General features: G+C 58.6%; 18 protein-coding genes and 1 tRNA gene. 9 read left to right on the forward strand and 10 right to left on the reverse strand.

The window, feature by feature from the left end; all coding sequences use genetic code 11:
* Nucleotides 1-122: 122 nt before the first annotated feature.
* A complete protein-coding gene (locus ACR0C3_RS03430) occupies nucleotides 123-1250 on the forward strand; it encodes an aminotransferase class V-fold PLP-dependent enzyme (protein WP_480757158.1) in 1128 nt (375 codons plus the stop codon).
* A gap of 11 nt (nucleotides 1251-1261) precedes the next feature.
* On the opposite strand, the gene ACR0C3_RS03435 is transcribed toward ACR0C3_RS03430, so the two are convergent.
* The 3 genes from ACR0C3_RS03435 to ACR0C3_RS03445 all read right to left on the reverse strand — a co-directional run bounded on the left by ACR0C3_RS03435 (nucleotide 1262) and on the right by ACR0C3_RS03445 (nucleotide 3511).
* Nucleotides 1262-2458 carry a UbiH/UbiF family hydroxylase gene (locus tag ACR0C3_RS03435; protein ID WP_480757159.1) on the reverse strand — a complete coding sequence of 399 codons (1197 nt, stop codon included), beginning with the start codon at nucleotides 2456-2458 and terminating at the stop codon, nucleotides 1262-1264.
* 73 nt (nucleotides 2459-2531) lie between these two features.
* On the reverse strand, nucleotides 2532-2780 hold the full coding sequence (locus ACR0C3_RS03440) for a hypothetical protein (protein WP_170638952.1): 249 nt from the start codon (nucleotides 2778-2780) through the stop codon (nucleotides 2532-2534).
* 86 nt (nucleotides 2781-2866) lie between these two features.
* Complete coding sequence (locus ACR0C3_RS03445; protein WP_170642214.1) at nucleotides 2867-3511, reverse strand: pyrimidine 5'-nucleotidase; 645 nt, start codon at nucleotides 3509-3511, stop codon at nucleotides 2867-2869.
* Nucleotides 3512-3611: 100 nt separating this feature from the next.
* Here ACR0C3_RS03445 and ACR0C3_RS03450 point away from each other — a divergent pair, with 100 nt between their 5' ends.
* Complete coding sequence (locus tag ACR0C3_RS03450) at nucleotides 3612-4259, forward strand: GntR family transcriptional regulator (RefSeq protein ID WP_170470033.1); 648 nt, start codon at nucleotides 3612-3614, stop codon at nucleotides 4257-4259.
* A gap of 95 nt (nucleotides 4260-4354) precedes the next feature.
* On the opposite strand, the gene ACR0C3_RS03455 is transcribed toward ACR0C3_RS03450, so the two are convergent.
* Together ACR0C3_RS03455 and carA are read right to left on the reverse strand one after the other, a co-directional pair.
* Nucleotides 4355-6238 (reverse strand): glycosyltransferase, encoded by a 1884-nt coding sequence (locus tag ACR0C3_RS03455; protein ID WP_480757161.1) that lies wholly within the window; start codon nucleotides 6236-6238, stop codon nucleotides 4355-4357.
* Nucleotides 6239-6333: 95 nt separating this feature from the next.
* The gene (gene carA, locus ACR0C3_RS03460) at nucleotides 6334-7500 is read right to left on the reverse strand and encodes a glutamine-hydrolyzing carbamoyl-phosphate synthase small subunit (protein WP_480757162.1); all 1167 of its coding nucleotides are present in this window, start codon (nucleotides 7498-7500) and stop codon (nucleotides 6334-6336) included.
* 182 nt (nucleotides 7501-7682) lie between these two features.
* Here carA and ACR0C3_RS03465 point away from each other — a divergent pair, with 182 nt between their 5' ends.
* A complete protein-coding gene (locus tag ACR0C3_RS03465; protein WP_170457931.1) occupies nucleotides 7683-8168 on the forward strand; it encodes a GatB/YqeY domain-containing protein in 486 nt (161 codons plus the stop codon).
* A gap of 12 nt (nucleotides 8169-8180) precedes the next feature.
* On the opposite strand, the gene ACR0C3_RS03470 is transcribed toward ACR0C3_RS03465, so the two are convergent.
* From ACR0C3_RS03470 to ctaD, 3 genes are all read right to left on the reverse strand, one after another.
* Complete coding sequence (locus ACR0C3_RS03470) at nucleotides 8181-8672, reverse strand: DUF2244 domain-containing protein (RefSeq protein WP_480757164.1); 492 nt, start codon at nucleotides 8670-8672, stop codon at nucleotides 8181-8183.
* A 44-nt stretch (nucleotides 8673-8716) separates the two neighbouring features.
* Nucleotides 8717-9316 carry a DsbA family protein gene (locus ACR0C3_RS03475; RefSeq protein WP_480757166.1) on the reverse strand — a complete coding sequence of 200 codons (600 nt, stop codon included), beginning with the start codon at nucleotides 9314-9316 and terminating at the stop codon, nucleotides 8717-8719.
* A gap of 145 nt (nucleotides 9317-9461) precedes the next feature.
* A complete protein-coding gene (gene ctaD, locus ACR0C3_RS03480; protein WP_170470015.1) occupies nucleotides 9462-11120 on the reverse strand; it encodes a cytochrome c oxidase subunit I in 1659 nt (552 codons plus the stop codon).
* Nucleotides 11121-11427: 307 nt separating this feature from the next.
* Here ctaD and ACR0C3_RS03485 point away from each other — a divergent pair, with 307 nt between their 5' ends.
* Entirely contained in the window at nucleotides 11428-11844 is a 417-nt protein-coding gene (locus tag ACR0C3_RS03485; RefSeq protein WP_480757168.1) for an HIT family protein, read from the forward strand.
* 671 nt (nucleotides 11845-12515) lie between these two features.
* Here ACR0C3_RS03485 and ACR0C3_RS03490 read toward each other — a convergent pair.
* Nucleotides 12516-12602: transfer RNA gene (locus ACR0C3_RS03490), tRNA-Leu, on the reverse strand.
* Between the two features lie 130 nt (nucleotides 12603-12732).
* Here ACR0C3_RS03490 and ACR0C3_RS03495 point away from each other — a divergent pair.
* Nucleotides 12733-13392 carry a DsbA family oxidoreductase gene (locus ACR0C3_RS03495; RefSeq protein ID WP_480757170.1) on the forward strand — a complete coding sequence of 220 codons (660 nt, stop codon included), beginning with the start codon at nucleotides 12733-12735 and terminating at the stop codon, nucleotides 13390-13392.
* Between the two features lie 39 nt (nucleotides 13393-13431).
* A complete protein-coding gene (gene lipB, locus ACR0C3_RS03500; RefSeq protein WP_480757171.1) occupies nucleotides 13432-14088 on the forward strand; it encodes a lipoyl(octanoyl) transferase LipB in 657 nt (218 codons plus the stop codon).
* 5 nt (nucleotides 14089-14093) lie between these two features.
* Here the strand turns inward: lipB and ACR0C3_RS03505 are convergent, their stop codons facing one another.
* Nucleotides 14094-14402: a DUF6476 family protein gene (locus tag ACR0C3_RS03505; RefSeq protein ID WP_170487624.1), complete on the reverse strand. Its 309-nt coding sequence runs from the start codon at nucleotides 14400-14402 to the stop codon at nucleotides 14094-14096.
* Here ACR0C3_RS03505 and ACR0C3_RS03510 point away from each other — a divergent pair.
* The 3 genes from ACR0C3_RS03510 to ACR0C3_RS03520 all read left to right on the forward strand — a co-directional run bounded on the left by ACR0C3_RS03510 (nucleotide 14401) and on the right by ACR0C3_RS03520 (nucleotide 17619).
* Nucleotides 14401-15435 carry an RluA family pseudouridine synthase gene (locus ACR0C3_RS03510; protein ID WP_480757172.1) on the forward strand — a complete coding sequence of 345 codons (1035 nt, stop codon included), beginning with the start codon at nucleotides 14401-14403 and terminating at the stop codon, nucleotides 15433-15435. The genes ACR0C3_RS03505 and ACR0C3_RS03510 overlap by 2 nt on opposite strands.
* A 145-nt stretch (nucleotides 15436-15580) precedes the next feature.
* Nucleotides 15581-16477, forward strand: coding sequence for an RNA polymerase sigma factor RpoH (rpoH, locus tag ACR0C3_RS03515; protein WP_170469987.1), 897 nt, complete (start codon nucleotides 15581-15583; stop codon nucleotides 16475-16477).
* A gap of 167 nt (nucleotides 16478-16644) precedes the next feature.
* Nucleotides 16645-17619, forward strand: coding sequence for a Gfo/Idh/MocA family protein (locus ACR0C3_RS03520; RefSeq protein ID WP_480757174.1), 975 nt, complete (start codon nucleotides 16645-16647; stop codon nucleotides 17617-17619).
* The last annotated feature ends 11 nt before the right edge of the window (nucleotides 17620-17630 follow it).

The following is a 17630-nucleotide window of genomic DNA, read 5'->3' on the forward strand; positions in this document are numbered from 1 at the left end:
TTGAGGGTTAATTTTTACTTAAAAACAAAGGTGACTTTACGTCACCTTTTCGTCGGAAATGCGCTTTACCCGCAATGATAATGTGTTGAAGGTGCCGTCAACACTGATTGAAAGGACATCAAATGCCCGCCTTGCTGGATTCCATCGACCCAAATGGCCTCGAAGAATTTTCGGTTGTGTTTACGGACCGATCCCTGAATCACATGTCTGCGAGCTTTCAGCAGGTGATGCGCGATATCTCGGGCATGCTGAAACAGGTCTACAATGCCGACAGCGTTGCCATCATCCCTGGTGGTGGCACCTATGGGATGGAGGCCGTGGCCCGTCAATTTGCCCGTGATGCCAATGTCTTGGTGGTGCGCAACGGGTGGTTTTCGTACCGTTGGAGCCAGATTGTCGAAAACGGCGCGCTGACCGGATCGGTCACGGTGATGAAGGCGCGTGAGACCGGCAATGACAGCCCTTCGCCGTTTGCGCCCGCACCGATCGACGATGTGGTTGCGGCGATCCGCGAGCAGCGCCCGGATGTTGTGTTTGCCCCGCATGTGGAAACTTCGGCCGGGGTGATTCTTCCGGATGACTATGTCTCGGCCATGGCTGCAGCTGCGCATGAGGTCGGCGCGCTGATGGTTCTGGATTGCATCGCGTCGGGCTGCGTGTGGGTCGACATGAAGGCCACCGGTGTGGACGTGCTGATCTCGGCCCCGCAAAAAGGCTGGAGCGCGTCGCCCTGTGCTGGTCTGGTCATGCTGTCCGAACGGGCTGATGCGCGGTTGCAGGACACTCAGTCCGACAGCTTTGCCATTGACCTCAAGAAGTGGCGGCAAATCATGCAGGCTTATGAGGACGGCGGTCACGCCTATCACGCGACCATGCCAACCGACGCGCTGCGCGCGTTCCGCGATACGATGGCCGAGACGCAGGACTACGGCTTTGAAAAATTGCGAGAGGCGCAATGGGCCTTGGGCAATGGCGTGCGCGCGATGCTGAAGGACAAGGGCATCGTTTCAGTCGCGGCCGAGGGCTTTGGCGCTCCGGGCGTCGTGGTCAGCTATACCGCCGATCCCGAGATCCAGAACGGCAAGAAATTCGCCGCTTTGGGGATGCAGATCGCGGCTGGCGTGCCTCTGCAATGTGATGAGCCTGCCGGTTTCAGCACGTTCCGGTTGGGTCTGTTCGGTCTAGACAAGCTCTATGATGTCGATGGCACGATTGCGCGTTTGAAGCGCGTGTTGGATCAGGTTCTGTAAGCCACTGGGCCTCAGCGCGTACCGAGGCCCATCTGCATCAACGTCTTGCGTACCGGCGCCATGGAATAAAGCGCGTTGATGCCCATGGCGCGTGCATCCCTCAGGGGTCGCGCCTCAAGCATTGAGGTGCGGTTCAGAAGGTCGATCCCCTTCACCCGCAGCTCGATCTCGGCATGGCGGGCTTTGTGGTAGGCCTCAAGCATCTGGGCATCGCCCAGACCTTCTGGCCGGGCCTGCGCGAGGTCCATCAAAGTCCGCAGATCGCCCAGCGACATGTTCAGACCCTGCGCGCCGATGGGCGGCACGACATGGGCGGCTTCGGCCATCAGGGCAATACGTTCACCCGACAGCCGTTCGGCGGATTGGCTGATGATCGGCCAGATCGTGCGGCGTGAGGCCAGTTTCAAAGGTCCGAACAACCCGCAAGAGCGTTCTGTCATCGCGGCCTCGAAGGTCTCGGCGTCGAGGTTCAGCAGTTCGACCGCGCGGGGGCCGCGCTCCATCCAGACGATGGCCGAGGATGGCTGACCCTGCCAATCGGGCAAGGGCACCAGGGTGAACGGCCCGCCAGAGCGGTGGATCTCGGTCGAGACATTCTCATGCGCGATGGGGTGTGTCACGGTAAAGGCCAGGGCCTTTTGACCGTAACGCGTCGTGTGAACGGAAATCCCGGCGGCTTCGCGCATCGGTGAGTTGCGCCCGTCTGCCGCGATCATCAGTTTGCAGCGGATACGGCTGCCGTCGCTCAGCCCCACGCGGGCCTCGGCGGTGCGGGTGAACAGGCTGACCGTTGCGGTGCCGGGGCGGAAATCAACATTGGGCAACTCGGACAGTCGCGCGACCATCTCGCGCCGCAGCAGCCAGTTAGGCAGGTTCCAGCCAAAGGGTTGCTCGGAAATGTCCGAGGCGTTGAAATCTCGCACAACGCGCGGTTCGGGAATGTCGCCGCCCGCGTCAACGATCCGCATGACTTGCAGTGGTGCCGCGTAGCTGTCCAGCCGGTCCCACAAACCGCATTGTTCCAGTAAAAGGCGGGAGGGTTGCAAAAACGCGGTGGTCCGAAGGTCCGAGCCATCCACATCGCGTTCCATGATTGGCGGTGTAGGGTCCACGCACACCACGTTGAACCCAGCGGCGCCGAATGCGGCGGCAGCGGTCAGCCCGGCGATGCCGCCGCCGGAAATCAGTATGTCACAGCTGTCAGTCATGGCGCATTCTCCGTTCCCGGCAAAACCTAGTTCGGTTCATGCCTCTGCGCCAAGCGACATCCTGTCCCGCGTATTAGCCCCGTGAAATCAGGATGAGGACCAGAAACATCACCGGAACCATCATCAATGCAGGGATGTATAGGCCCGGCAGACCAAACAGCAATGCCGAACAGCCCCACATGCTGACAATCGCAACAGCGGTATAGCCCAGATCCTCGGGGCGGCCATCGGCCACGTCGCGGGCCATCCAGCCAAAGAGGGGAATTGCAAAGAGAAGGCGCTGCCAAATCGGCAGGCGCTGCGGCATCATGGTCGCGGTCATCGAGGTCTCCGTTCTGTTCGTCGCAGACCGGCATATAGGGATGATTTTGCAGCTGCAGAATATACAGATCGTCGCAGTGTGACAGCCTATCGCAGGCGGGCGAGGAAGGCGGTCAGATCGTCGGTATGATGGTGGATATGATCGGCATCATGCGGGTCGGGTGCGACGTGAACCGTGCGCATTCCCATCTCATGCGGAGCGGCCAGATTGCGCGGATCGTCTTCGAACATCGCAGCCGTTTCCGCTGTGATCCCGTCTTGTGTAAAGATTGCCTCGAACGCGGCCTTTTCGGGTTTAGGCCGATATCCGGCATGTTCGACTCCGTAGATGGCATCAAACAGACCGGTCAGCCCACGCGCCTCAAGAACGCGCTCTGCATAAGGGGCGCTGCCATTGGTGTAGACGATGCGGCGACCGGGCAGGGCGCGGATATGGTCGGCCAGTTCGGTGTCCGGGTCCATGTGGCTCAAGTCGACTTGGTGAACCGCGTGCAGATAAGGGTCGGGATCCAGATCATGTTCGGCCATCAAACCGGCCAGAGTCGTTCCGTATTCGCGCCAGTAATGCCCCCGCAGCCGGTCAGCCTCGGCCCGGTCGACGCCGATGGCTTGCACGACGTAGTCCGTCATCAACACCTCGATCTGATCGAACAGGCGCATCTGTGGCGGGTAGAGGGTGTTGTCCAGATCGAACACCCATTGCGTGACGTGGCTGAAGGACGGTTTGACCATGCCTAGGGTGTAGGGCGCTGCGGGCGGGTTTTCAATGCCGCACTTGATTGCAGGCGGTCAGGACGGATAGACAGGTTCGAACGAGGAGACCAATCGCCCCATGCCCCAATCCAGACACCCCAGCAAAGACGCGTATACGCTGATACTCGACGCCATTGACGTCGGTATCTACAAGCCCGGAGATCGTCTGGTCGAAAGCGAATTGGCTGAACGGTTCGGTGTATCCCGCACCCCCATTCGCGAGGCGCTGCAACGTCTTGAAACGCAGTCTCTGTTGGAGCGGGACGGGCGATCGCTGATCGTGGCTTCCCTGAACCACAACCAGATGGCCGAACTTTACATCGTGCGGCGCGAGTTGGAGGGGTTGGCTGCAAGCCTCGCGGCCAAACATGCGACCGAGGAAGAAATTCGCGTGTTGCAGGAGATGGTGGCCGAGGATGATGCCTTGGTCGATGATCCAGCGGCGCTGTCGCGGGCGAACCGACGGTTTCATGAGCAGATCCATTTGGCCTCACACAACCGCTATCTAGTGCAGCAACTGGACCTTGTGCATCGCACCATGGCGCTGATGGCGACCACGTCTCTGGCGGCGCAAGGGCGCAGTGAAATCGCCCAGAGCGAACATAAGGGCATCGTCGAAGCCATCGCTGCACGGGACGAAGAGGGCGCGGCGAAAGCGCTGAAAGAGCATATCTCGGTCGCGTTCATGACCCGTTTGAAGCAGGATGCGATCCGGCGCGACGGCTAAAGCGTTTTGCGTTTTTCTCAGGTAAAGTTATCGAAATGCGCGTTCGACCGTAGGGAGAGGCAGCGTATTTCGATTCAAATCAAACGCAAAGCGATCTAGGCGTCCTGCGGCGGCAGGTCCTCTGAGGCCTGCCCGTGTTGGGTTTTGTCCCAGAAGAACGGTTTGGCGGCCAGTTCCCACAATGCTTTGTAGGCCGCCACGACCCCGAGCGGGAAATAGAGGATCATCGTAGGGACCCAGGGTAGCAGGAACCGTCGCTCTTTCGCCCAGACGGCGATGACGCCGATTATGAAGTTCAACGCTTCTGCGGCCAAAAACAGCCAGATCAGGGTTTTGAAGGTCTGCATTGGGAGCACCTGTAGGAACGGATTGTTCAGCCCCAGCGTGGTCAGCCAGAACATCCACAAGACGGGGGCCAGCAAAAACTGCCCGACCGTACCCAAGAAAAATGCCTGAATACCGATGAATTTCGGCGGCCCCAGATCTCGCAGCAGGCGCAAGGGTGCACGCATATGGACAAGGTAGGTGACCATGAACCCCTTGAGCCAGCGCGAGCGTTGCTTGACCCAAGGCCAGGCGCGAAAGTTGGCCTCTTCAAAGGTGGTAGTGTTAACGATCTCGGTCCGGTAGCCGGCGCGGCAGAGGCGCACGCCCAGATCGGCGTCCTCGGTCACGTTGTGGGCGTCCCATCCGCCAAGCTCCAGCAGCTTGTCGCGGCGAAAGAAAAAGGTCGTGCCGCCCAGAGGGACCACGAAACCCAGTTTGGCGATCCCCGGAAGAATAACGCGGAACCAGCTGTTATATTCGATTGTAAAGCAGCGAGAGCGCCAGTTGGTGCGCGGGTTGTAGTAGTCCAGCGCGCCTTGCAGGCAGACGACTTCGGGCGCGGCCTGCGTGAAATGATCAACGACCCGCTCGATCTGATCGGGCTGCGGGGCGTCCTCGGCATCCCAAACCCCCAGAATGTCGCCCCGACAGAAATCCAATGCGTAGTTCATGGCGCGAGGTTTGGTGGTCAGGCCGTTCAACTTGGGCACTTCGATGGTTCGGATCCAATTGGGCAGGTCAACCTTTGACAATGTGTCCCGTGTGACATCGTCCTTTTCCTCTAGCACCAAAATCACGTCCAACAGCGCTTTGGGGTAGGTCAGGCGCTGAAGTCGCCGGATCAACGCGCCTGCGATCTCACGCTCTTTGTACAAAGGCACCATGATCGACACGCAGGGTTGTCGCAGAGCGGTCACCGGCGAGGAGGGGGCAGGCTGCGGGCGCAAGTTTTGGTGGGCAAAAGCCAAGAGGCCCGAGAACCGCATGACCATGAACAGCAGAAGCGACACCACAGCCGCCGTCGCCAGAACGGCCATCCCGGTCAACGGAAACGAAACGAAAGCCAGCAGCGCCAGCACCACAATGCTCGCGCTGCGGGTCCGGCTCCAGGCGGTCCAAGTGCGGCAGCTTTGATCCTCGGTCACGCGGGCCTCGGCGTTTTGGGCTAACTGGTCCGAGAAGATCTGCGCAATCGAGCGGTCGATCTGATCGGCAGCGGCGACAACCGGAACGATGGTTAAATCGCAGCCCGCCATTTCGGCCGACACCGTGGCAAAGCGATCCGGGCGTGCGGTGGCGACAAACAGAAGCGGACCGATCCGCAGCCACGGGATCACATTGTGCCGCAGCCAGAACTCCATGGGTTTGAGCGTGCTTAGCTCAGCAGAAGGCGGTGTTTGAGCCAGATCGGCGATCTGCAGATTGGTTTGCGCGGACAAAGCGGCCAGTACATCCTTGCGGCTGGCCCAGCCCTCACTCACCAGAATTTCTCCGAGCGGAGCGTTCTGGCGGGCCTGAAGGTTCAACGCGTGATCCAGCTGGTCCTGCGTGATCACTCCGGCATCAACCAGACACGCACCTACGGGTTTGCGAAGCTCAGGCGACGGGACCGGATCTGTTGCAGAGATTTGTTGTGCGTTCAAATCAACCATAAAAGAAAAAACCCCGACGCCTTTTGCTGGGGTCAGGGTTGAACGACTAAGGTTAACGCGCGGTTAACTCTGATAAACACACGGAATTTTGGTGTTTATGCCTTTGCTTTTGCATCCGCCATCGCGCTGGCAAAACGTTCGAACAGGTAGAAACTATCCTGCGGTCCGGGGGAGGCCTCGGGGTGGTATTGCACCGAGTACACTGGGCGGTCTGTCATGCGGATGCCGCAGTTGGAGCCGTCAAACAAAGAACGGTGCGTTTCAACCACCCCGTCGGGCAGCGACTGCGCGTCGACCGCAAATCCGTGGTTCATCGAGGTGATCTCGACCTTGCCGGTTTCCAGATCCTTGACCGGGTGGTTTGCGCCGTGGTGGCCGTGGTTCATCTTGACGGTCTGCCCGCCAAGCGCCAAGGCCAGCATCTGGTGACCAAGGCAAATGCCGAATACCGGCAGTTTGGTGGTGTCGAGGATCTCTTTGATCATCGGCACGGCGTATTCGCCCGTGGCCGCCGGGTCGCCGGGGCCGTTGGACAGGAAGACACCGTCGGGCTCATGGGCCAGAACCTCGGCCGCTGTCGCGGTTGCTGGCAGAACGGTCACGTCACATCCGGCCGACGCCAGGCAGCGCAGGATGTTGCGCTTTGCGCCAAAATCAAGGGCGACAACCTTGTGGGCAGGGGCCTCTTGCCGCTGGTAGCCGTCTGGCCAGGCCCAACGCATCTCATCCCAGCGGTAGCTTTGGGCGCAGGTGACGTCTTTCGCGAGGTCCATCCCTTCAAGCCCCGCAAAGCCGCGCGCGGCGGAAACCAGAGCTTCGATATCGAAGTTGCCTTCGGGGTCATGGGCCAATGCGACGTGCGGCGCACCCTGCTGGCGGATCGCGCGGGTCAGGCGGCGGGTGTCGATGCCACCTATCGCGATACGGCCACGACGCTCCAGCCAGCCCTTTAGCTCTTCAGCCGAGCGCCAGTTCGACGGCTCGGTCGGGTCCCACTTGACAACCATGCCAGCAGCTACCGGATCACCGGTTTCATCGTCTTCAGGGTTCACGCCGACATTGCCGATATGCGGGAAGGTGAAGGTGACGATCTGACCGGCATAGGAGGGGTCGGTCATGATCTCTTGGTAGCCGGTCATGGCGGTGTTGAAGCACAGCTCGGCCACGGTTTGTCCGGTGGCGCCGAAGCCCATTCCGTAGAACAAAGTTCCGTCGGCCAAAGCCAGACATGCGGTGGGCTTGGACGGGGCGTTCTGGGCCATGGCGCAACTCTCCTGCAGGTAAATCGGCGCATACCTAAGGGGGTTATACGTTCGGGTCAAGTCTGATCATTTTTTGGGCTATTGTTATTTTTCAATGGGTTAGTGGTATTCGCCCCCTGTTGTATCACGCTTTTTGTTTGGATATGTTCGGGGTTCCTTTGTCATGGGGATGGACAAACCATATGGACATGCGATCACGGGTGAATGCCGCCCTGAAGCAAGCGATGAAAGACAAGGCGGCCGAGAGGCTGTCGACTCTGCGGTTGATTAATGCTGCGATCAAGGATCGCGATATCGCCGCGCGCGGCTCGCAAAACGAAGAGGCCAAGGGCTGCGGCGACGCCGAGGTTCTTGAAATTCTTGGTAAAATGACCAAGCAGCGCAAGGAAAGCGCCCGCGCCTATGAAGAGGGCGGACGTCTGGATCTGGCAGAACGGGAATTGCTGGAAGTCTCGGTGATCGAGGAATTCCTGCCCAAGCAGCTGGATGAAGATGAGGTCTCGAAAGCGATTCAGACCGCCATCACCGCGACCGGAGCGGGCTCGATCCGCGATATGGGGAAGGTGATGGGCGAGTTGAAGACGCGCTACACCGGTCAGATGGATTTCGGCAAGGTCGGACCGATGGTTAAAGACCATCTATGCGCCGCGTCGAACGGCGACTGCTGAGATTGAACCCCTTTACTGCGCGGCTGGTCCGCGCAGTTTTGATATCAGGTCGTCATAGAGGGTGATCCGTTCATCCTCGGACAGAAACGCGCCAATCTCGACCTCGCGACCGGCTCCGATCAGGGTCACATAGTGCGGCACCGGACCACCGGTTTCATGCATCTCGGGGCGGGCCCAATACCTGTTGCAAGACCATTCCTGACGCTGTTTTCCCGGAGACTGATGGACCAGACGCGCCTGCGAGCCGCTGAGGGTCAGAACCTCGACCGCGCTGCGCGCTCGGTAGTTCGTCTGGATCGCGAGCCAAAGGCCCAGAACTGTCAACAACAGGAAGGGCAGCAACCCCCACAAGACAACCGAGCCCAGCATGGCCAGAACGGGAATAAGGCCGAAGGTGAAGACCGACAGGATCACGATCATCGCGCCGCGTGGGGGCAATGAGTTATGCGGCCAGAGGCGCAATTCCTGTTCTGTGTCCGAGGTATGATTCCATTGGTAGGGCATAGCGGAAAACTAGCGCAAAGTTATGTGCTGTCTAAGGATAAAGATCACACGACGTGGCCAACCCGAACCCATGACAACGCATCGTCCAATCTGTCATCACCCCAGAAAACCTCGCCTCTTACGACAAGGCTCGGTGCGCCGAAGACTCCGAGGCGTTTTGCGTGTTCGGTTTCAACCTCCAACGCCGCAACGGCATCAGGGCCGCGCGCGCGGGAAAGGACAAGGCGGGGATCTTGCTGGCACCGCAAAAGGGCCTCGGATAGAGCGGTCTCGCTGCCTGCCTCGACGCCGTCTTCAAACCAGATCCGGTAGAGGTTCTGGGTGAAATCCTTGCCCCAACCTTCATTCATCCCGAGTAGGGCGATCTGATTGGCCAGAGGCAGGTCCGAAATGGGGTAGGGCGCGGGCAGCTTGGCATGGATGTGATACTTGGCCGCCCGGCGTTCGATATCACGCCACATATAGGCAGATTTCACCGGCTTGCCGGCAAAGGGCACGTTCTGCTGTTCGGACATCACGCTGCGCACGTTGAACGGCCGCCAACGCACTGAGGCGTCGTTTTCGGCACACCAATCATCAAGGCGCATGATCGTCAGAAAGCTGTATGTGCTGCCGATCGAATACCAAAAGTCAATTTCGGGCATCTGGACCCTCCCCGGATTGCCGGATGAGTTTCCCTTACCAGAATAGCCTATTTTGCCCGATCTGGCGATGTGTTGTTCCAAAAGGTAAGTGCGCAAAGAAAAACCCCGCCGGGATGGCGGGGTTTCTTTGTTTCTCAGTTTGGGCTTAGTGCGCGTGGCCTTTGTCCCAGTCTTCCTGCTTTGGCAGCTGCTCGAACGTGTGCTCGGGCGGCGGTGTAGGCAGGGTCCATTCCAGAGTATCCGCGTACTCGTTCCACGGGTTCGGACGCGTTTCCTTTGCGCCGCGGAAGAGGGCGTAGAACACGATGCCGAAGAACAACAGGAACGAAGCGAAGGACACGAAGGCACCGATCGACGACACGAAGTTCCACTGAGCGAATGCCTCAGGGTAGTCGATATAGCGGCGCGGCATGCCTTGACGGCCCAGGAAGTGTTGCGGGAAGAAGGTCAGGTTGGCGCCGATGAAGAACATCCAGAAGTGAACCTTGCCCCAGAACTCCGAGTACTGACGACCGGTCATCTTCGAGAAGTAGAAGTAGACGCCAGCGAAGATCGCGAAGACGGCACCCAAGCTCATCACATAGTGGAAGTGTGCCACGACGTAATAGGTGTCGTGATAGGCACGGTCGATACCGGCCTGCGACAAAACCACACCGGTCACACCGCCTACGGTGAACAGGAACAGGAATCCGAAGGCGAACAGCATCGGTGTCTTGAACTCGATCGAGCCGCCCCACATGGTCGCGATCCACGAGAAGACCTTAACACCAGTCGGAACCGCAATGACCATAGTGGCCAGCATGAAATAGGCCTGCTGACGCAGCGACATGCCAACGGTGTACATGTGGTGCGCCCATACGACGAAGCCCAGAACACCGATCGCGATGATTGCCCAGACCATCGGCAGGTAACCGAAGATCGGCTTGCGCGCGAAGGTCGCGATCACGTGGCTGATGATGCCGAAACCGGGCAGGATCACGATGTAGACTTCCGGGTGGCCGAAGAACCACAGGATGTGCTGATACAGGATCGGGTCGCCGCCACCGGCCGGATCGAAGAAGGTGAAGCCAAAGTTGCGATCCATCAGCAGCATGGTTATCGCACCTGCCAGAACGGGTAGCGACAGCAGAATCAGCCAAGAGGTGACGAAGATCGACCAACTGAACAGCGGCACCTTGAACAAGGTCATGCCCGGGGCACGCATGTTCAGGAAGGTGGTGATCATGTTGATCGCGCCCAGAATCGACGACGCGCCCGAGACGTGAACGGCGAAGATCGCGAGGTCCATGGACATGCCGCCCTCGGTCGTGGACAGCGGCGGGTAGAGAACCCAGCCCACGCCTGAACCCAGCTGGTCGTTACCGCCGGGGCTGAGCAGCGAGGCCACACCCAGAGAGGTACCAGCGACATACAGCCAGAAAGACAAGTTGTTCATCCGCGGGAACGCCATATCCGGCGCGCCGATCTGCAACGGCATGAAATAGTTGCCAAATCCGCCGAACAGGGCAGGGATGACAACGAAGAACATCATCAGAACACCGTGATAGGTGATCATCACGTTCCACAGATGGCCGTTGGGTGTACACGGATCGGCCATGAAGCCTTCCAGGCACATGTACTGAACACCGGGGTGCATCAGCTCAAGCCGCATGTAAACGGTCATCGCCACCGAGATGAACCCGGCGATAGCCGAGAAGATCAGGTAGAGAATCCCGATGTCCTTGTGGTTGGTCGACATGAACCAGCGCTGAAAGAACGAGCGCTCGTCTTCATGATCGTGGCCATGAATGGCTGCGTCTGCCATTTTAGGTGCCTCCTGTTGCAACTACGCCGCGCAACCAGACCTCTCCGGTGCGCGGGATTACTGCTGGTTTTAGATTGCGTTGAGGTTGCCTTCAATGGCCGAGTTTGATCTGGATCAAGAATAATTGTCGCGGGCAGAGCGCTGCGCCGCGAATTCAGATCATCGATGGGTCGAATCTGGCTATTTCATCCCAGCTTTCAAGAGGTCACGCAGGTTCGTCAGCCTGAATCGGCCGAGTTCCGCCTTGACCGACGCACGTTCGAACCGCAGAACTCCTTTGAACCCATTGCAAATTCAGAGGCCCGACATGTCAGCATATGATCCGGACAATATTTTCGCCAAAATCCTGCGCGGCGAAATCCCCTCGACCCGCGTATACGAAGATGATGAGACGCTGGCATTCATGGACATCATGCCCCGCACCGATGGTCATCTGCTGGTCATCCCGAAAACCCCATGCCGCAACGTGTTGGACGCCACGCCCGAGCAGTTGAATGCCGTTATGGCAACCGTTCAGAAACTGGCACGTGCTGCCAAGCAGGCGTTCGACGCCGGTGGGGTGACGATTCAGCAATTCAACGAAGCCGCAGGCGGGCAGGAGGTCTTCCACCTACATTTTCACATTCTGCCCCGACATGAAGGTGAACCCCTGCGCGCACCCGGCAAGATGGGGGATTTCGAAGCGATCGCCAAACACGCTGAACAGATCAAGGCGGCGCTCTAGGCTTAGAACATTCGGGTATTGGGCCGCCCTAGGCACCTGAAACATAACCCGGAACGAAATTGCCGTTCCGATTTGGGGTCGGAACGGCAGACTCGTACTCATACACATTACGGGTCACCGGAGCAGATCCGGGTTACCGGTTAACATACCACTCACTCAAGACTGGTAGGACAATGTTACTCTTTAACCGGGCGAATGTATGCCGGTTTAATGGAATTTGGTTAAGCTTTTACTTAAATGGCCACAATTGCTGTCGAATATTGCAGGGTTGAAATGACCGATAGCTGCAGCTTGGAAACAGAGGGGCGCGTGCGCAGGGATTGTACCTGGATTTGGGTGCCTCGGCGATTCGATCAGGGCATTTGAGGCGCTAGGCTCAGGACCAATAGCCATTAAGAAAAGAGTGCGACGAACGAGGTCGCAGACAACAATGCCTTGGGGCTCTAGTCCTACCCTATTGCCATGCGCCGCCAGTCCTTCAGCCTTCCAAACAAGACCGCGTATCTGGGTGCCTGGAACAACCTTCTTGGCGCTAAAGTCGTTTTGTTGTGCGACAGTCAGAAAACAAAGGCGCGGCAATGGTGATCCGTCAAAGACGGGCGCAAAGCTACTTTTCATTTACAAAGAACAGTCGCAGCATCGAGGGGAAGCGGCCAAGCTATTGTTTTTGTTGGTGCGGTCGAGAAGACTCGAACTTCCACGGGTGTTACCCCACAGCGACCTCAACGCTGCGCGTCTACCAATTCCGCCACGACCGCACTGCCAATGACTTGGTAGCGCGGCGTATAGACCCTTGGAACCCGGATGTGAAGAGGCAAAAGCGCGTTGGTTTAAATTCAGCACCGGCATTCATATGTGTATCAGCCAACCACCCTGTAGGAGCCACCGATGACCACCCCGGATACCCGCCCCGTTGTTCAGATTGATGTTGTCTCTGATGTTGTATGTCCTTGGTGTATCGTCGGCTTCAAACAGCTTGATCAGGCGTTGCAACAGCAAAACGTACTCGCACGGCTCAGGTGGCATCCGTTCGAGCTGAACCCGCAGATGCCAGCCGAAGGGCAGAACCTGCGCGACCACATCATGGAGAAATACGGCAGCACCGCCGAGCAAAGCGCGCAGGCGCGCGAGAGGCTGACCTCGATTGGGGCAGAGCTTGGCTTTGCTTTCAATTTCACCGACGACAGCCGCATGGTGAATACTTTCCAGGCGCATCAGTTGTTGGACTGGGCCGAGGGGCAGGGGCGGCAGCATCCCCTGAAGCTTGCGCTTTTCGAAGCATATTTCACGGATCAAAAGGATGTTTCTGACATCGATGTACTGGCAGACGCGGCTGAGGTGGCCGGGTTGGACCCGCAAGCCGCGCGGGCGGCTTTGGCATCCGGGGATCATCAGGCCTCGGTGCGGGAGAAACAGCAATTCTGGACCAGTCGCGGCATTTCCGGCGTGCCCTCGATGGTGTTCGCCGGGAAATACCTGACTACAGGGGCGCAAGGGGTCGAGACATACGCCAATGTCCTCAAGCAATGTCTGGAAGAGGCCGCGTGACCTCTTTCCCCCAACCGACCGGCACGGTATGAGGCAAGCATGGAATGGAAGATCTCAGACGGGCTGACTGACTACCAAGAGGCCGTCGCCTTTATGGAGGCGCGTGTAGCGGCTATTGCGGCAGGCGAGGCCGAGGAATGCGTTTGGCTGCTGGAACACCCGCCTCTTTACACAGCGGGTACGTCTGCGCGCTCTGAGGATCTGACCGACCCTGACCGGTTCCCTGTCTATGAAAGCAAGCGTGGCGGGGAATACACCTATCACGGCCCCGGTCAGCGCGTCGCCTATGTCATGCTCGACCTGAACAAACGAGGCCGTGATGTGCGCCTGTTTGTAAAGCAGCTCGAGACCTGGGTGATCGCCGCATTGGATGAGTTCAACGTCAAAGGCGAGATTCGCAATGGGCGCGTTGGCGTTTGGGTGCAGCGAGACGACAAACCGCTGACAATCACCGGACAACCCGCGGAAGACAAGATCGCCGCTATTGGTCTGCGCCTGCGCAAATGGGTCAGCTTTCACGGCATCTCAATCAATGTCGAGCCTGACTTGGACCACTTCTCGGGCATTGTGCCCTGCGGCATTCGGGAGCACGGCGTGACATCGCTGGTTGATCTGGGGTTGCCGGTGACCATGTCCGACGTGGATACCGCGCTACACAAGACCTTTGCGGAAGTTTTTGAACAAGCCGACGCCTAGGGTGCCTAGGGTTCCAGCACTATCTCTTGCCGCAGTTTCGCGGTGGTTTTGTCGAAGATCAGGATGCGGTTGTCGTCGGTAACGACGGCATACCAGTTGTTCCCGATCGTTACCGCTTGTGCTTTGGCGCCATCTGGCAGTTCGATCTGATCGGGCAGGGTTGGGGTTCGGTCCGATAGCCGGATGACAATCAGTGCGAATGTAACTAGAACCCCGCCAATCATCACCGCGGTCAGCAACATGACCATGCGCCGAAGCAGCCTCAGCTGCGGCGTTTCCTGCGGTTCTTCTTGGGGTTCGGAAGGGACAGTCATGGGCACCCGACAGGTTGAGTTTCAGATCGCGGCCGCTCCGCCGCCTCGCCTTGATAAGGCGCTTTCGCGGGATGTTCCAGCCGAGGAAAACCTGTCACGCACCCGTCTGGCGCGTTTGATCGAGGAAGGTTCGGTTCTGGTCGAGGGCGCTGAGGTGCGCGATCCGAAGGCCAAGGTGGCGGAAGGAGCCATGGTGGTCATCACGGTTGCTGAGGCCGAAGACAGCCATATCGGCCCCGAGGATATCCCGCTGGATGTGGTCTTCGAGGATGACGAGCTGATTGTGGTGAACAAACCCGCCGGGATGGTCGTGCATCCTGCGCCAGGTTCGCCGAGTGGAACGCTCGTGAATGCGTTGCTTCATCATTGCGGGGCAGACTTGTCCGGGGTTGGCGGGATCAAACGACCTGGCATTGTCCACCGGATCGACAAGGAAACCAGTGGGCTTCTAGTGGTCGCCAAGTCGGATGCAGCTCACCACGGGCTGGCAGCGCAATTCGAGGCGCATAGTGTTGAACGCTATTACCGAGCGGTTTGCTACGGGGTGCCGGATGCCAATGATCCGCGCTTGCGGGGTGTCAAAGGTGTCAGTTTCGAGCCGGGCAACATCATGCGCCTGACCACTCAGCTTGCCCGGCACAAGACCGACCGTCAGAAACAGGCGGTTCTGTTTCACGGAGGACGGCACGCGGTGACGCGCGCGCGCGTGGTCGATACATTTGGTGCCCCGGCGGGGCTGGCACTAGTGGAATGCTGGTTGGAAACAGGGCGTACACATCAGATTCGCGTGCACATGGCCCATGCAGGTCATGGTCTGGTCGGCGATCCGGTCTATGGCGGCAAACGCAAATTGGCGGCCAAGGCGTTCAGTGCGGCAACCTCTGAGGCCGTACGCGCCTTTCCGCGTCAGGCGTTACATGCCGCCGTTTTGGGCTTTGAACACCCGGTAACAGGCGAAAACCTTCGATTTGAAGCGGATCTGCCGCCGGACATGCAGGACCTGATTGAAACGCTGCGCACCCCTCTGTCATAATACACAAACTCCTGTGAGTAAGAGTTTCTTAGCTTTCCTTTACCCAAGCTTAATTTCAAACTGTTAACGGTACCTCTTGAAAGGGATGGGTTCCTTACCCATATCGTATGTTAAAGAGCTAAACATTTGTCGGAGGGACATCAAAATGGCAAATTACGCAAATCTCCCCGCGCCGACGCCTGAGGGCGGCCTGAACCGCTATATGCAGGAAATTCGCAAGTTTCCTCTGCTGGAGCCGGAAGAAGAATACATGCTGGCCAAGCGCTGGGTCGAAGAGCAGGACACCGAGTCCGCTCATAAAATGGTCACGTCGCATCTGCGTCTGGCGGCCAAAATTGCCATGGGCTATCGCGGCTACGGTCTGCCGCAGGCCGAGGTTATTTCCGAGGCCAATGTGGGCCTGATGCAGGCGGTCAAACGGTTCGACCCGGAAAAGGGCTTCCGTCTGGCGACCTATGCAATGTGGTGGATTCGCGCCTCGATCCAGGAATACATACTGCGGTCTTGGTCGCTGGTGAAGCTGGGCACAACCTCGGCGCAGAAAAAGCTGTTCTTCAACCTGCGCAAGGCCAAGGCCCGTATCGGTGCGTTGGAAGAGGGCGACCTGCGCCCTGAAAACGTCACTCAGATCGCCAATGATCTTGGCGTGACCGAGGAAGAGGTCATCAGCATGAACCGGCGTATGTCCGGCGGCGATGCCTCGCTAAACGCGACCGTCGGGTCCGAAGGCGAAGGCACCATGCAGTGGCAGGACTGGCTTGAGGATGAAGACGCCGATCAGGCGGGCGACTACGAAGCCCGTGATGAACTGGACGCCCGGCGTGAGCTGCTGGCAGCCTCCCTTGAGGTGCTGAATGATCGCGAAAAGGACATCCTCACCCAGCGCCGCCTAATGGATCAGCCGGTGACTTTGGAAGAGCTCAGCACTCAATACAATGTGAGCCGCGAGCGTATCCGTCAAATTGAGGTCCGCGCTTTTGAGAAACTTCAAAAGAAAATGCGCGATCTGGCCCGCGAGAAGGGTATGTTAACTACCCGCTAGATCCAAGGATCGCACAGCCCGCAGATACCTGCGGGCTGTTTTTTATAATGATGAAAATCAAAGTGCTGCGCCGGATACCTCATCCTCTTTGCATCGTTTGTTGACACTTGCCCCGCCTCGGTCTTGAGTCAGCGGCACATCTAAATGGCCTGATCAGGGAGAGAGCGATGCAGAAACCGGTTCAATTTGGTGTTCTGGGGGCTGCCAAATTTGCGCGGCAATATATGGCGCCTGCAATTCACGCCGCAGACGGGGCGCGGTTGGCCGGGCTAGCGACCTCGGACGCGGCCAAGGCCCAGCCTTTTCAGGCCTTTTGCCCCGATCTGACCGTCTATGACAGCTACGACGCGCTGCTGGATGATCCCGAGATCGAGGCCGTCTATATCCCTCTGCCAAATCACATGCACGTCGAATGGAGCCTGAGGGCGCTGGACGCGGGCAAACATGTGCTGTGTGAAAAGCCGATGACAATGCAGGCGGCAGAGTTCGATGCGTTGATCGAAAAGCGCGATCAGACAGGTTTGCTGGCGGCTGAGGCCTATATGATCGTGCATCACCCTCAGTGGCAGTTCGTACAGAAACTCATCGCCGATGGCGCCATTGGTAAGCTGGTCCATGTGACAGGCGCGTTCAGTTTCGACAATCGTGAGGAAACCACGAACATTCGCAATCGTGCAGAAACCGGCGGGGGCGGGCTGCGGGATATCGGGGTGTATGTCATCGGTGGCGCGCGGTTTGCCACACGGCAGGAGCCTTCTGCGGTTCAATCCGCGATCCGTTGGCAGGACGGCATCGACACGTTCACCGAAATTCGTGCGCAATTCCTGGGCTTTACCTATTCGGCCTACGTCTCGATCCGGATGCATCCGCATCAAGAGATGGTGTTTCACGGCGAAGGCGGTGTCATCCGCCTGACCGCCCCGTTCAACGCACGGGTGTTCGGTGAAGCCCGGGTCGAGCTGCACCGACCGGGGCTTGAGGTTCAGGTGACCCGGTTCCCCGGCGACGATCACTACAAACTACAGGTTGAGGCCTTCTGTCGCTCGGTCCGCGGCGGGGTGGCCTATCCATGCCCGCTGGAATTCTCGCGCGGGACGCAAGAGATGATTGATCGCGTGTTCGCGGATGCCGCTCCCCTCTGACTTGCCAGCGA

It is taken from the genome of Ruegeria sp. CK3 (assembly GCF_056536565.1).

What these genes read in the sequence shown, in the direction of transcription:
- rpoH (WP_170469987.1), top strand. Translation starts at nt 15,581, where the DNA reads ATGGCAAATTACGCAAATCTCCCCGCGCCGACGCCTGAGGGCGGCCTG.
- ctaD (WP_170470015.1), bottom strand. Translation starts at nt 11,120, where the DNA reads ATGGCAGACGCAGCCATTCATGGCCACGATCATGAAGACGAGCGCTCG.
- ACR0C3_RS03485 (WP_480757168.1), top strand. Translation starts at nt 11,428, where the DNA reads ATGTCAGCATATGATCCGGACAATATTTTCGCCAAAATCCTGCGCGGC.
- ACR0C3_RS03445 (WP_170642214.1), bottom strand. Translation starts at nt 3,511, where the DNA reads ATGGTCAAACCGTCCTTCAGCCACGTCACGCAATGGGTGTTCGATCTG.
- ACR0C3_RS03470 (WP_480757164.1), bottom strand. Translation starts at nt 8,672, where the DNA reads ATGCCCTACCAATGGAATCATACCTCGGACACAGAACAGGAATTGCGC.
- ACR0C3_RS03520 (WP_480757174.1), top strand. Translation starts at nt 16,645, where the DNA reads ATGCAGAAACCGGTTCAATTTGGTGTTCTGGGGGCTGCCAAATTTGCG.
- ACR0C3_RS03455 (WP_480757161.1), bottom strand. Translation starts at nt 6,238, where the DNA reads ATGGTTGATTTGAACGCACAACAAATCTCTGCAACAGATCCGGTCCCG.
- carA (WP_480757162.1), bottom strand. Translation starts at nt 7,500, where the DNA reads ATGGCCCAGAACGCCCCGTCCAAGCCCACCGCATGTCTGGCTTTGGCC.
- ACR0C3_RS03475 (WP_480757166.1), bottom strand. Translation starts at nt 9,316, where the DNA reads ATGCCCGAAATTGACTTTTGGTATTCGATCGGCAGCACATACAGCTTT.
- ACR0C3_RS03440 (WP_170638952.1), bottom strand. Translation starts at nt 2,780, where the DNA reads ATGACCGCGACCATGATGCCGCAGCGCCTGCCGATTTGGCAGCGCCTT.
- lipB (WP_480757171.1), top strand. Translation starts at nt 13,432, where the DNA reads ATGGAATGGAAGATCTCAGACGGGCTGACTGACTACCAAGAGGCCGTC.
- ACR0C3_RS03505 (WP_170487624.1), bottom strand. Translation starts at nt 14,402, where the DNA reads ATGACTGTCCCTTCCGAACCCCAAGAAGAACCGCAGGAAACGCCGCAG.
- ACR0C3_RS03495 (WP_480757170.1), top strand. Translation starts at nt 12,733, where the DNA reads ATGACCACCCCGGATACCCGCCCCGTTGTTCAGATTGATGTTGTCTCT.
- ACR0C3_RS03450 (WP_170470033.1), top strand. Translation starts at nt 3,612, where the DNA reads ATGCCCCAATCCAGACACCCCAGCAAAGACGCGTATACGCTGATACTC.
- ACR0C3_RS03435 (WP_480757159.1), bottom strand. Translation starts at nt 2,458, where the DNA reads ATGACTGACAGCTGTGACATACTGATTTCCGGCGGCGGCATCGCCGGG.
- ACR0C3_RS03510 (WP_480757172.1), top strand. Translation starts at nt 14,401, where the DNA reads ATGGGCACCCGACAGGTTGAGTTTCAGATCGCGGCCGCTCCGCCGCCT.
- ACR0C3_RS03465 (WP_170457931.1), top strand. Translation starts at nt 7,683, where the DNA reads ATGGACATGCGATCACGGGTGAATGCCGCCCTGAAGCAAGCGATGAAA.
- ACR0C3_RS03430 (WP_480757158.1), top strand. Translation starts at nt 123, where the DNA reads ATGCCCGCCTTGCTGGATTCCATCGACCCAAATGGCCTCGAAGAATTT.